Origin of the sequence: Nibribacter koreensis, from assembly GCF_039541795.1 — a bacterium.
In the GTDB taxonomy this organism is placed as follows: domain Bacteria; phylum Bacteroidota; class Bacteroidia; order Cytophagales; family Hymenobacteraceae; genus Nibribacter; species Nibribacter koreensis.
The window spans coordinates 55,066-67,555 of the sequence record NZ_BAABGX010000001.1; the positions used below are offsets into that span (position 1 = coordinate 55,066).

The following is a 12,490-nucleotide window of genomic DNA, read 5'->3' on the forward strand; positions in this document are numbered from 1 at the left end:
TAAAGGTAATTACCTTGACTTCGTTTTGGCCCAATTTCCAGAAAACAAGGCAAAAACGGCCATCCATTTTAACCTTCTTCCATGTCCAGAACTTCAGCAACAGACACCTCGCATATTCAGCTTTTCCCGCTGGGGGACAGTGCGTTGGTGGTGCAGTTTGGCGAAGGGATTTCTAGTGAGATTCATAGACAGGTGCGGGCGTTTGCGGAGTACGTGGAGGCGCATCCGTTTTATGGATTTGTGGAGCAGGTGCCGGCCTACACCTCGGTGACCATTTATTACAACCCATGGCTCACCAGCCTGAAAGGGAAGGTCAACCCGTATGAAACCGTGGTTACTCTGGTGGAAGACATGCTGGAAAAAGGAATAAGCGCTTCCCGCAACAAAAAGAAAATCATCCAAGAGATTCCGGTGTGTTACGGAGGTGATTTCGGGCCGGATTTACCTTTTGTAACTGAGCACTCAGACCTGACCGTAGAGGAGGTCATTGCCCTCCATGCAAAGCCGAAGTACCTGGTCTACATGATAGGCTTCGCGCCCGGCTTTCCGTATCTGGGCGGATTGAATGCCCGTTTGGCCGCGCCTAGAAAGTCCACGCCCCGGCCAGTGATTCCTGCTGGGTCGGTGGGGATAGCGGGCCAGCAGACGGGCGTGTACCCCATGCAGACCCCGGGCGGCTGGCAGTTGATAGGTAGAACGCCTCTTCAACTGTTTGACGCCAACAGAGAAAACCCCAGCCTGTTGCAAATGGGTGATTACGTGCAGTTTGTGTCCATAAGTCAAGAGGAATTCCATTCTTTACAAGCGGAGCAACATGGGGCTTAAGATAGAGAAGCCGGGCCTGCTGACCACAGTGCAGGACCTGGGCCGGAATGGGCACCAGAAAGAAGGGGTGATTGTGAGCGGCGCCATGGATGCGCTGGCCCTCAGGATAGGCAACCTTTTGGTGGGCAACCCAGAGAATACGGCTTCGCTGGAAATGTCCTTGCTGGGACCTGTCCTTTCGTTCACGCAGGACCATGTGATCGCTGTCACGGGTGTAGACCTTTCCCCTAAAATTGACGGGGAGCCCATTCCGCTGTGGCGGCCGGTCTTGGTCAAGAAAGGGGCCAGGCTCTCGTTTGGTGCTCCTAAAACTGGGGGCAGGGCTTATCTGTGTGTGGCCGGTGGTATTGCGGTGGAGCCCATCCTGGGAAGCGCCTCTACTTACTTGAAAGCCGGTTTCGGAGGCTGGCACGGGAAAGCGCTTGCCGTTGGCGTTGAACTGGAGACGAATGCGGTTTCACCAGAAATGCTTTCCTTCTTGCAGAAGTTAGAAGGCAGACTAGCTGGTAAATCTTTCGCTGCAAGTTCCTGGACACCATCGCCTGAGGTACTGCCAGCGTATTCCCATAACCCCACCATACGGGCGGTGCGCGGGCCGGAGTATGACTGGTTTACGCCCGAAAGCAAGGCCTCTTTTTGGCAGGCCCCTTTTCAGATAACGCCGCAATCAGATAGAATGGGGTTTCAACTGGAAGGAGCTACGTTAGAATTGCAGAAACCGCAAGAGTTGCTGTCCACGGCGGTGACTTTTGGGACGGTACAGGTACCCTCCAACGGAAACCCCATCGTGCTCTTGGCCGACCACCAGACCACGGGCGGCTACCCCAGAATTGCGCAGGTCATCACGGCTGACCTCTCCAAGTTGGCGCAAACAATGCCAGGCCAATTTCTCCAGTTCCAGGTAGTGATTTTGGAAGAGGCGCAATACATGTACATAAAACAAGAGCGGAACCTGGAGAAGCTAAAGCAAACTTTATCCCTTACATTCAAGGCATGAATACTTCTTTGACGGTAGATGTAAACTGTGACCTCGGCGAAAGCTTTGGCGCCTACCACCTTGGCAACGATGAGGCCATTCTGCCCTTTGTCACGTCCGCCAACATTGCCTGCGGGTTTCATGCCGGCGACCCATCAGTCATGAAGAAAACGGTACGGTTGGCTTTGGCTAATAGCGTAGCCATTGGTGCGCATCCAGGCTTTCCAGACTTGGTAGGCTTTGGCCGGAGAGAGATGGCCGCCACCCCCGAGGAAGTGTATGACATGGTAGTCTACCAGATAGGCGCGCTTTCTGCGTTTGTCCAGGCCCAAGGCGGACAATTGCACCATGTAAAACCACACGGCGCCTTGTACAATATGGCGGCGGTGAATGCAGGTTTAGCCCAAGCCATTGCCGAGGCTGTTTATCATGTACACCCCAATTCCATTTTGTATGGCTTGGCCGGAAGCGAGCTTATCACAGCCGGACAAAAACTTGGGTTGACCGTAGCCCAGGAAGTCTTCGCGGACAGAACCTACCAAGCGGATGGTACCTTGACGTCGCGCAAGCAACCCCATGCCTTAATCATAGACCAGCACGAGGCGGTAGCGCAAGTTCTGCGCATGGTCCAAGAAGGGAAGGTGCGGTCCCAGCAGGGCACAGACGTGCAGATTCAGGCAGATACCATCTGTGTACACGGCGACGGGGCCCATGCGCTGGAATTTGCTCGGATTTTACACCAAACACTTACGCAAGAAGGCATCACGCTCAAAGCCATGGACACCGTATGAAATCAACCAAAAACTGGAGTGTTCTGCTAGGGGCGGCCTTCCTGATGGCTACCTCGGCGGTAGGTCCGGGCTTTTTGACGCAGACCACCGTGTTCACGCAGAAGCTGGGCGCCAGTTTCGGGTTTGTGATTCTGGTGTCTATTCTCCTGGACATTGTGGTGCAGTTGAATGTCTGGCGCGTGATTGCCGTGTCAGAGAAGCGTGCCCAAGAAATTGCCAACCTCGTGCTACCCGGTCTGGGCGTGTTCATTTCCCTCTTGATTGTCTTGGGCGGATTTGCCTTTAACATTGGCAACGTGGGCGGGGCCGGGCTGGGCTTTCAAGTGCTGTTAGGCTTAACGCCAGAGACCGGAGCCGTTATTGCGGCGGCCATTGCCATCGTGATTTTCCTGGTGCGCGAAGCCGGCAAAGTCATGGACCGTTTCGCTCAAATCATGGGCCTGCTCATGATTATACTCATTATTTACGTGGCCGTGGTGTCTGCACCGCCATTAAGGGAGGCCGTCGTGAAAACCGTCCTGCCCGACCAATTAGACCTGATGGCCATCATTACGCTGGTGGGCGGTACCGTGGGCGGATACATCACCTTCGCCGGTGGGCATCGCTTGCTGGATGCCGGCATACGGGGCGAGGCCGCTTTGCCCAGCGTGAATGCCAGCGCCGTTTCTGGGATTACTGTGGCTTCCATTATAAGGGTATTTCTGTTTCTGGCCACTTTGGGCGTAGTGAGCAAAGGCTTGGTCTTGGATGAAGCAAATCCGCCGGCCTCGGTGTTTCAACTGGCCGCCGGGGCGGTGGGGTACAAGCTGTTCGGGTTGGTGATGCTGGCTGCGGCAGTTACGTCCATTGTGGGCTCTGCCTACACCTCGGTCTCTTTCCTAAAGTCCTTCCACCCCCGTATTGCCGCTAATGAAAAGTGGTTCATCATCGGGTTCATCGCCATTTCTACCATCATCTTTGTCCTGATTGGTAAACCAGTGCAACTATTGATTTTAGCTGGCTCCTTGAATGGCTTGATCCTGCCCATCACGCTGGCTACCATCTTAATTGCCGCGTACAGGTTCAACATCATTGGCACTTACAAACACCCGCTTTGGCTTGCCATTCTGGGTGTTGTGGCGGTGCTGATGATGGCGTATATGGGCGGGTATACCTTGGTCCAGCAGTTGCAGCAGTTGTTTGCGTAACCTCTTGTAAATAAAGATTTCCTCCATATCTTTTCAGAAAGATTCATATCTACTTGTCTCTGTTTCCATGAAAACCAAACTCCAGCTTCTATTGCTGTTGGTATTGTGCACCATGTGCGGCCAGCCACAGAAAAACTATGTGGCAAAAGTAAAGCTCCTGCAACTAGATGAAGATAACTTCTATGACAAAGAGCTGGTGTATGACGTCATTTTTGATGCGCAGGAACTGGAGATTGACTCTGTGAAGAACCTGAGCCGCCAATTGTTTTTGCAAGGCATGGACCAGTTCATCAATAAGAAGAACCCAACCCAAGCGGTAGAACTGCTAAAGAAATCCATCCGGGTTTTCCCAGACGCCAAAACGTATTATGAATTGGGTAACGCCATTGTAGAGTCACAGCTCTGGACCCATGAGGCCATCAAAGCCTATGAGGTGGCCGACCATCTACAGTTTCAGCCCAAGGCCAACATCAACTTCGCCAAAGCTACTGCCTATGCTAAAATAGAGCAGGAGAAGCAACAGAATGAGTACCGGGGTAATGCGTACAGTGAGCTATACAGAGCTTTTGAAAATGGTTTTTCAGATACGCTTCTGCTCTTTAAAAACCCATCCTTGAAACTTGTATATAATTCTCCTGAGTTTCAGAAACGCTTAGGCTATCTGCGCATGAGTCAGGAGGAGCGCCTACCAGACAACCAGTACGCACTGTTCCTGAAGTCCTTTAAGCCAGCCTCTCAGCCTTTTGAGATTCCTTTGGATAAGGTAGACATGAAGGCGTACAACCAGGCCGTTAGCTATGATTTTGCCAAGTTTATACCAGAGATGCAGAACACCAGCTTTGGACGTGATGTCTCTCATGACTTCTTCTTCGTGGCCAAAGTGGCGGAAACACCCCAATACACAGCGCTCCTCTATTCTTCGGTGAGCTTTTATGAAGAAGACATGCAACCGGTGCTTACCAAGTTGGTCACCTTCAATAGCACCAGAAAACAAATAGCCTCTCTACTGTTCAGTTGCCAGTGCTCTGCTGAGAAAGTGAAAAAAGGGAAAATTGAGAACAACCTCATCACTTTAGAAGACTTTAAACGCATCTGGAAACAACCCATAGACAAGGTGAGTTTTGAAGAAAACTCTGTTCTTAAATACGAGCCTCTGGCCACCGCCACGTACCGCCTGACAGACACCGGAGAGATTGTAGCAGAAGAGGTTCCTGCCAATTACAAAGACACCAAAATCATAGCCTCTAAAAACTAACGTTCTATGAAATCAATTGTAAGAATTTTAGTCTTGGCGGGGTTTGGTTTTTCTTTGGCTCAATGTACATCCAAGCCAGAAGTGCAGACCGTGGTCAAGCAGGTGCCTGTACTAAGGGCAAGCAGTATCTACCAAGCAGACTCTGTGTACAGGTTCAAAAGTGAGCACCTTGACTTTAACCAGGAAATGACGCTTTCTTACCTAGAGAAAGCCACTGAGGTGGAAGAAAGTAATCTTGAAAGAGCCATTTATTATGTAAAAAGGGCTATTACCCTACAACCTGCTTTGGACTACTATAAAAGGTTGGCTGGTTTATTAGTGAAGGCTGACAGACCGGAGGAATTGCTACAATTGTACCAGCTCATTTTACAAAAACATACCTTCTCCCTTGCTCGCCATGGCAACATCACAGAATTCTTGTTTGAGAAGCCAGATGAGGCCACTGCCTATGAGTACCTGACCTTGGTCCTTCTGAAACAAGAGTATGCCTTTGGAGAGACTTTGTCTGAACTGCAAGAACTTGGTTTCTCTATGGTCAACCTAAAAGAAAGGTTATCGAAAGATGAGCGTTTAAAGCTTATTCCCACCTCTGAGCGGTATAAGAGCCTTATGTTATACTTTCTTCCAGAAGAAGAGTTGGCCTCTTTTGTTAGAAGTGAGGACAATTTTCAAAATCTGTTGTCTTCTATCAAAGACAGCGCCTCTGTTTTTGAGATAGACAAGCAAGAAGTGGCGGCATTCAATTACCAAGAGTCAGAAATGCCTGAGGATTATGACGGTGCTCAAGATATAAGAAATCATTATGGTCTCTTTCTACAGGAGAAACACCAACAGCCCAAGGAGTGGTATGCGTACAATTTTAAGCGCAAAATCAAGATAAATGACAACGTGCAGGCTGTTGTATACGCCATTGATTCTTCTGCATTGGCAAGCCCTGTGAATATGCGTCACATCTATTACCGTCTGGTCACTTACACCAGAAAAGGTCAACTCATCGGCTCTGAAATTGTGGCTACCCAGGCAGGAGAACATTTATCTACGGCAAGCTTTCAACATAACACCTTCACGGTAACTGACCATACGCGCTTCTGGAAGAAGCCCTATCAGAAAGATGATTTTGACAATTTTCTTGTGAAGACGGAGAAAGTAGGGGAGCGTAGGTTTGAGATTCTACCTGATGGGAAGATTGTTCCTGCCAAAGCTCCAGTCGCTCCAATTGATTCTACGCAGGTAACGGCAAGCGCCGTCTTTTAATCAGCCATTCGGCTATCAGCAGGTTAGGAATCCAGCTTAGCCACGCAATCCAGACGTACATCTCACGGCCATGCAAATGATGTATGTGTGAAAAGAAAGGAAGAAGCCATGCCAAGGTTCTCAAAGTAATGGCAGACAGCGTAAGCGCGTAACTACGGTACATAAAGGCTTGGTGGGAGGGTATATCTTTGGTAACTGCTTTTCTGTACCCTTGCCATGTAAAGTACCACCATAGCACTGAGATAATCCCGAAGGAGAGTTTGGCCCAGAAGCCACCGCTGGCATAGAAGGCCATAACCAAACCAGAAGGAGCGCTTACCAATAAAATAGCGGCCACATATATTCTCCCTGCCCACTTGTGTACAGCAGGGTAGTGTAGAAGCAAATGCCTCACAAACTGAAAAAGCCCTGTAACTAATACTAGCAGGCTTGAGGTGATATGGGTATAAAAGGCTATCCGCCAGCTGACTATATGTAGAATGGATTGCTTGGTTAACAAGAAGTCTACATCATACTTAAAGGACAGGTACGGCCAGGTGATTCTTGCCATTAAAACGACGAAGAACAATCCTAGGAGTAACAGTAGGATCTGTAAGGTTTTGTACAGGATAGTCACACAGGCACATTCAACAAAGCCATAAGGTAGTATCAAAAATGAAAAGTTGCTAATTCCAAATCAAGGCATTGGGCCTGAGAGTTACAAGCATGCGCTCTGGCTGGCATTTCTGGACTTGGTGGCGGTAGTGATGATGGCGTACATGGGCGGGTATACCTTGGTCCAGCAGTTGCCGCAGTTGTTTGCGTAAGATCGTTTTTGGCCTGTTTTCTGGGAAGTAGGCTAAAATCAAGTTGTCTATATCTTTTCAATTTCCTTTAAATAATCAGGAGCTACATATTCTGTCAACCACACCCCATTCTCAGATTGATAGAAAAGGATTCCCTGCCGATGCATGAGGCCACTGGCCACTTGAAGAACTACAGGCTTGCCATGGCGTTGACCTACTTTTATAGCTGTCTCTCTATCAGAAGAAAGATGAACGTGTTGTCTGGACTGCTTCTGGAGGCCTTCTTTTAAGATAGCGGGAAGCCATTTTTCAGCAGTGCCATGATAGAGCGTGTCTGGAGGTGAAGCAGGAGTTAAGCCTAAATCAATTGGCAATGAATGGCCTTGGTTGGCTCTTATTCTGGTGCGGTCAGCGTTGAAGGCGAATCGTTTTTTGTCGTTGTTGGCTACTACCTGCTCCAAGAAAAGCATATCCACAACTAGTCCTTTTGCCTGCAGATTAGCCAATAGTTGCGGCACTGCTGCCCAGCCTTCTGGGTCTAAGCTAAGGTTTAGCGTCTCAGGCTGGTGTCTTAGGGCTAAGCTCAACAGTTTGCTCAAGTCTCTTTCTTTCATCACTTTTGAAATTGCTGTTTAAAACTGACATAAACAAAAAGGCCTGAGAAATCTCCCAGGCCTTTTCTATCAACAACATGAGAGTCTTACGTCTTATGTCCTGCGTCTTGTGTCTATTTCACTTCCTTCAACAACTCCTGCACGGCAGCTTCTAGTTGTTGGTCTTTGCCTTTGGCTACCAGCTCAAACTCGTTCATCACTTTCACGTCTGGCTCGGTTTGCAGGTTCTCCAGGTAGCGGCCTTGCACGTCTTTTACGCCCAGCGGTGGTACGCCCCAGCGCAGGCTGTTGTCCTGCAGAGACTCCCAACCCGCAAACGTACAGGTGCCCGGTACCGGCATGCCCACCAACTTACCCAGTTTCAAATCCTGGTAACTGAACGCGAAGCAGTGGCCGTCTGAGTAGTTGGCTTCGTTGGCCAGGGCAATGCTCGGTTTGTTCCATCTAAACGACGGTTCTACGCCAGTCACCCGGTTGTCAGTGGTGTAGGTAAGGAACAATTTGCCGCTCAGGAACATGGCCAGGTCTGCCACCAAGTCACCGCCGCCGTTGTTGCGGGTGTCTACCACCATGGCTTTGCGGTTGGCATACTTACCCATCACTTCTTCATAGACGGTGCGGTAGCTTGGGTCGTTCATGCCCGGTATGTGCACGTAGCCCAGTTGACCGTTGCTCAGGCGGTCCACCTCCTCGGCGTTGCGGCGCACCCAGCGCTTGTAAAGCAGGGTGTTTTCCTCGCCGCCAGAGATGGGTTTCACGGTAATATCACGACGGTTTTTAGTGCCTGGGTCATACACAGTGATGAGCGTGTTCTTGCCGGCCTTGCGGTTCAGATACTGCGCGTAGTCTTTTTCTGGCGTGATGGCCTCGCCGTCAATCTTCTCAAGGATGGTACCCGGCTTAATGTTCATGCCAGCCTTGCTCAAAGGTCCTTCAGCGATGACCTCGTCAATCTTGATGCCGTTGCCGTTATAGGTCTGGTCCATGAAAATACCCAAAGAAGCAGTAGCGTCTGCGTTCACGGGTACGTTGGAGAAGCTGGCCCCCGAGTGCGACACGTTCAACTCGCCCAGCAATTCGCTCAGCATTTCTGAGAACTCATAATTGTTGCTGATGTGCGGCAGGTACTTCTCATAGTCAGGCTTCAGCTCGGCCCATTTGGCCCCGTGGAAACCGGCGGTGTAGAAGGTCTTCTGCGTGCGGCGCCAAACGTGGTCAAACATGAACTCGCGCTCAGCGGCTACGTTCAGGTTCATCTCGCCGTTGATGGCAACTGCTTCTTGTTTGGCCGTGGCCGGATCCAGCTTTACGATTTTACCGTCGGACAGCAGGAACATGTTTTTCATCTCCTTGTCCCAGGCCAGTGAGGCGCGGTTGGCGTTCAAAGGTACCAGCATCTTGGTTTCTTTGGTGCGCAAGTTGGTAGACCACAGATTATAGCCTTTCTCAAAACGGGCCAGGTAATACAACGTCTCGCCGTCTTTTGAAACCACAGCATCACCTAATTGAGAAGAGTGAAGCGTGAGGCGGGCTTTGCGGGTTTTCAGGCCTTCCCAGTCAATGGTCATGCCTTTGTCTTCTTCCTTTTTCTTCTTTTTGTCTTTCTCGTTTTCTTTGGCTTTTTCCTTCTCCTTGGCGGCCTTGTCCTCTGCTTCTTTCACCAGGGCGTAGTCTTCTTTGCTCAGCCTGAATTTGTCATACGCATCCTGGGTTAGGAACATGGCGAACACGTCGCTTTGGGCGCCGCCGCTGTTGGCCTGGGCGCGCATGCCTTCGCGGGTGCTGGCCCAGATGAGCATCTTGCCTCCCTGCATCCACTTCGGGGCAAAATCCTGGTAACCGCTCTCCGTCAGGTTGATTTTCTTGCCAGAACCATCAGCGGCAATCAGGCCCACTTCGCCGTTGGCGAAACCCGGCTCTGAGAACTCAAACGACAACCACTTGCTGTCTGGGCTCCAGGTAAAATACTGGTCGTTGTCTGACATAGAGAACAGCTCATTGGTGGTGAGCAGGGTGCGCACCTGTTTGCTGGCCAGGTTGTACACCTTGAGGGTCATGCGGTCCTCCACGAAGGCAATCTCTTTGCCATCCGGCGAAAACTCTGGTTGATAGTTCTCTTTGTCATTGTTGATGATGGGCGTCTCGCGGAGTAGGGTAGAGGCGTAGAAATACGGCTCCTCTGAGCGCACCATCTGGGTCTGATAAATCTTCCAGCCCTTGCCGCGCTCGGTGGCGTACAGCAAAGACTTCCCGTCTGGAGAGAAGCTCACACTGCGCTCCTGCTCAGGGGTGTTGGTGATGCGCTTGGTCACGCCCCCTTCTACTGAGGATACGAACACCTCCCCTCGGTAGATGTAGGCCACTTCTTTGCCGTTGGGTGATACCGCCATGCCGCTCACGCCGCCACCCACGTTCACAATGCGCTCGTTGTTGGCCTTGGCATCGGTGGCGATAATCACGGTTAACTTCTGCGGCTCGCCGTTGGGTTGTTTGGTATAGAGTTCGCCGTCAAAGCTGAAGCACAGCACGCCGTTGTTGGACGCGCTCAGGAAACGCACCGGGTGCTTGCTGAATTTGGTGACCTGCGTAGAGGCGGCGTTTGGCGTGCCGGCTGCCATCTTGTGCACGTTGAAGGTGCCGCTGGCCTCACTCAGGTAGTAGATGCTTTTCTCATTGTCAGCAAAGACGGGATTGCGGTCTTCGCCTACATGGTTGGTCAGTTTTGTGTGCTTGTTGGCTTTGGCATCATACATCCACAGATCGCGGGCAATGGCAGACACCTGGTGCTTGCGCCATTGGTTTTCGCCGCCTTTCTTGTCATGGTAAAGCAGTACGTTGCCGTCTTTGCTCACTTTCACGTCCTCAGCGGGTGTAGTCAAGACCTGGGTCACACGTCCACCGGTTACGGCAACTTTGTACAGCTCTGGCAGCGCGAAGGTAGAGAACATGCGGTTGCTGGCTGCGTCCATGCGCGTGGACCCAAAATAGACCGTCTTGTCATCCGGAGAGAAATCATACGGATACTCATTAGACGAATGGAACGTCAGGCGCTGGGCCTCGCCGCCGGTGATGGACATCTTGAACACGTCAAAATTCCCGAAGCGGTCTGAGGCGAACACAATAGACTTGCCGTCATGGCTCCATACGGGCATGAAGTCGTGGGCCTCGTGCTGGGTGAGGGGCATGGCCGTGCCGCCGCCTGCCGCAACTTTGTACAGGTCGCCTTTGTAGGTGAAGACAATGGTCTGGCCGTCTGGCGAGATGGAAGGGTAGCGCAACCACGACGGGGTGCCTTGCGCCGAAGCGGCTATACTGGACCCCGCCAGCAACGCCGAGCACAGAAGTTTCTTTAGCATAGTATGTTGAATTAGGGAGAACTGGATTTGTGGCAGTAAGTTACTGACTTAGTAGCAAGATTAGTAGACTTTCGCTCTTTCATCTTACAACGGAACAAGGCTTTTTAGTGCGTTTTTGGCCTGGTTTCCAGAAAACAAGCCAAAAACGGATAAAGGCACCGGCGCTTACAGGGTCTGCTTGACGCTACAAACTCATTTGACCTACCCTATGGTTTCACAGTGTCCAAGGCTTTCCAGATGGCGGCCATGTGTTCGGCTAGTTTCTGGTTTACTTTTCCGGTGCTTGGAATGTCTAGTTCGGTGTTGGACATGAAGATTTTGCCCAGGCCCGTAGCAGGGTCAAAATAGAGCAAAGTGGTCACGCCCAGGTCACCGCCGGTATGGCCTATCTGCCCGTTCTTACGGTGCACCCAAAAGATGCCGCTGTTAGGCTCAGAGGCCTTAAGGCCGGCAGGCAGATTATCCTCTGAAAACTGCTTTTGGAACAGCGTGGCAAACTGAGATGCCGGTATTAAAGAAGACTGCCCTTGGTGTCCTTTTATCATCTCTTGCAGAAACCTGGATAAGTCTTGAATGTTGGTACGCAGGCTTCCGTCTGGATAGGTAATCTCGCTGTACAAGGGGTAAGCCTTCTTTTGAAAGCTGTAGTTTTTGCTACTGGCTTGGGCTAGCTCAGGGTTCAAGAACCAATCGGTCTGCCTCATGCCCAAAGGCTGGAAAATATGCGTATCGCAGAAATCAGAAAAAGACATCCCTGCTTTCACTTCAACCAAATAGGCCGCCAACGCAGAGCCGATGTTGGAGTAAGCATACGTCGTGCCGGGCGCCGTATGCCCGAAGTTTTTAGTGCTGTAATACTGCCCGTTTTGAGTGAAGTAACCTTTCAGGAAGGAAGCCAAAGTCGTGTCAGTCCGGTTAGCTAGTACCGCTTCTTTTTGCATCCATTTGTACAGCGGTGATTTGGGGTCTGAGAACTGCGTAAGCGTGAAGATTTTTCCATAGACTTCTTCTCTATCCAAAATGCCAGAGGTGTGGGTGGCCAAATGTTTTACCAGAATGGGAGTGGAGTTATTGGGATTAGCGACTGGCCAGGGTAGAATGTCATGGATGGGCGTGTCTAGCGTAAAATAGCCTAATTCTACCGCCTTCATCAAAGCCACCCCAATCACGGTTTTACTCACTGAGGCAATGTTCTGCACCGTGCCCGTGGTATAGGGCTTTTTCTGCTCCAGATCGGCAAAGCCAAAGGCCTGTTGGTATAAAACCTTGTCCTTATCTACTACCGCCACGGCCCAACCCACAAAGCCTGAGGATTTGTGTAGCTTCTCCAATGATTGCGTGAGCGCCTGATGCGACGCGGGCTGCCCAACTGAATGAAAGCCTACTAATAGAAGAACGACTAATGTAGAGGTGCGGCGGATAAAATGAGTGAATTTCAAGCGAAATA

General features: G+C 50.8%; 11 protein-coding genes. 7 read left to right on the forward strand and 4 right to left on the reverse strand.

Translation table 11 applies throughout. The features are described 5' to 3' along the window. Positions 1 to 81 precede the first annotated feature (81 nt). From pxpB to ABD880_RS00240, 6 genes are all read left to right on the forward strand, one after another. Entirely contained in the window at positions 82 to 825 is a 744-nt protein-coding gene (gene pxpB, locus ABD880_RS00215) for a 5-oxoprolinase subunit PxpB (protein ID WP_345161124.1), read from the forward strand. Further along, a complete protein-coding gene (locus ABD880_RS00220) occupies positions 815 to 1,822 on the forward strand; it encodes a 5-oxoprolinase subunit C family protein (RefSeq protein ID WP_345161126.1) in 1,008 nt (335 codons plus the stop codon). The genes pxpB and ABD880_RS00220 overlap by 11 nt, the downstream gene beginning before the upstream one ends. Next, the gene (pxpA, locus tag ABD880_RS00225) at positions 1,819 to 2,592 is read left to right on the forward strand and encodes a 5-oxoprolinase subunit PxpA (RefSeq protein WP_345161128.1); all 774 of its coding nucleotides are present in this window, start codon (positions 1,819 to 1,821) and stop codon (positions 2,590 to 2,592) included. Before ABD880_RS00220 ends, pxpA begins: the two co-directional genes overlap by 4 nt. After that, entirely contained in the window at positions 2,589 to 3,779 is a 1,191-nt protein-coding gene (locus ABD880_RS00230; RefSeq protein WP_345161130.1) for an NRAMP family divalent metal transporter, read from the forward strand. The genes pxpA and ABD880_RS00230 overlap by 4 nt, the downstream gene beginning before the upstream one ends. Before the next feature lie 67 nt (positions 3,780 to 3,846). After that, positions 3,847 to 5,034: a hypothetical protein gene (locus tag ABD880_RS00235; RefSeq protein ID WP_345161132.1), complete on the forward strand. Its 1,188-nt coding sequence runs from the start codon at positions 3,847 to 3,849 to the stop codon at positions 5,032 to 5,034. 6 nt (positions 5,035 to 5,040) lie between these two features. Further along, positions 5,041 to 6,288: a hypothetical protein gene (locus ABD880_RS00240; protein ID WP_345161134.1), complete on the forward strand. Its 1,248-nt coding sequence runs from the start codon at positions 5,041 to 5,043 to the stop codon at positions 6,286 to 6,288. Here ABD880_RS00240 and ABD880_RS00245 read toward each other — a convergent pair. Further along, on the reverse strand, positions 6,257 to 6,838 hold the full coding sequence (locus tag ABD880_RS00245) for a DUF2306 domain-containing protein (protein ID WP_345161136.1): 582 nt from the start codon (positions 6,836 to 6,838) through the stop codon (positions 6,257 to 6,259). The genes ABD880_RS00240 and ABD880_RS00245 overlap by 32 nt on opposite strands. A 112-nt stretch (positions 6,839 to 6,950) precedes the next feature. On the opposite strand from ABD880_RS00245, the gene ABD880_RS00250 reads away from it, so the two are divergent. Further along, positions 6,951 to 7,094, forward strand: coding sequence for a hypothetical protein (locus tag ABD880_RS00250; RefSeq protein ID WP_345161138.1), 144 nt, complete (start codon positions 6,951 to 6,953; stop codon positions 7,092 to 7,094). A gap of 47 nt (positions 7,095 to 7,141) precedes the next feature. Here the strand turns inward: ABD880_RS00250 and ABD880_RS00255 are convergent, their stop codons facing one another. The 3 genes from ABD880_RS00255 to ABD880_RS00265 all read right to left on the reverse strand — a co-directional run bounded on the left by ABD880_RS00255 (position 7,142) and on the right by ABD880_RS00265 (position 12,482). Further along, positions 7,142 to 7,687, reverse strand: a complete 546-nt coding sequence (locus tag ABD880_RS00255; RefSeq protein WP_345161140.1) for an RNA 2'-phosphotransferase — start codon at positions 7,685 to 7,687, stop codon at positions 7,142 to 7,144. Positions 7,688 to 7,800: 113 nt separating this feature from the next. Further along, entirely contained in the window at positions 7,801 to 11,043 is a 3,243-nt protein-coding gene (locus ABD880_RS00260) for a S41 family peptidase (RefSeq protein ID WP_345161142.1), read from the reverse strand. A gap of 206 nt (positions 11,044 to 11,249) precedes the next feature. Further along, on the reverse strand, positions 11,250 to 12,482 hold the full coding sequence (locus ABD880_RS00265) for a serine hydrolase domain-containing protein (RefSeq protein WP_345161144.1): 1,233 nt from the start codon (positions 12,480 to 12,482) through the stop codon (positions 11,250 to 11,252). Between the last annotated feature and the right edge of the window lie 8 nt (positions 12,483 to 12,490).

Coding starts and splice junctions, on each gene's coding strand:
- pxpB (WP_345161124.1), top strand. CDS start 82: ATGTCCAGAACTTCAGCAACAGACACCTCGCATATTCAGCTTTTCCCG.
- ABD880_RS00220 (WP_345161126.1), top strand. CDS start 815: ATGGGGCTTAAGATAGAGAAGCCGGGCCTGCTGACCACAGTGCAGGAC.
- pxpA (WP_345161128.1), top strand. CDS start 1,819: ATGAATACTTCTTTGACGGTAGATGTAAACTGTGACCTCGGCGAAAGC.
- ABD880_RS00230 (WP_345161130.1), top strand. CDS start 2,589: ATGAAATCAACCAAAAACTGGAGTGTTCTGCTAGGGGCGGCCTTCCTG.
- ABD880_RS00235 (WP_345161132.1), top strand. CDS start 3,847: ATGAAAACCAAACTCCAGCTTCTATTGCTGTTGGTATTGTGCACCATG.
- ABD880_RS00240 (WP_345161134.1), top strand. CDS start 5,041: ATGAAATCAATTGTAAGAATTTTAGTCTTGGCGGGGTTTGGTTTTTCT.
- ABD880_RS00245 (WP_345161136.1), bottom strand. CDS start 6,838: ATGGCAAGAATCACCTGGCCGTACCTGTCCTTTAAGTATGATGTAGAC.
- ABD880_RS00255 (WP_345161140.1), bottom strand. CDS start 7,687: ATGAAAGAAAGAGACTTGAGCAAACTGTTGAGCTTAGCCCTAAGACAC.
- ABD880_RS00260 (WP_345161142.1), bottom strand. CDS start 11,043: ATGCTAAAGAAACTTCTGTGCTCGGCGTTGCTGGCGGGGTCCAGTATA.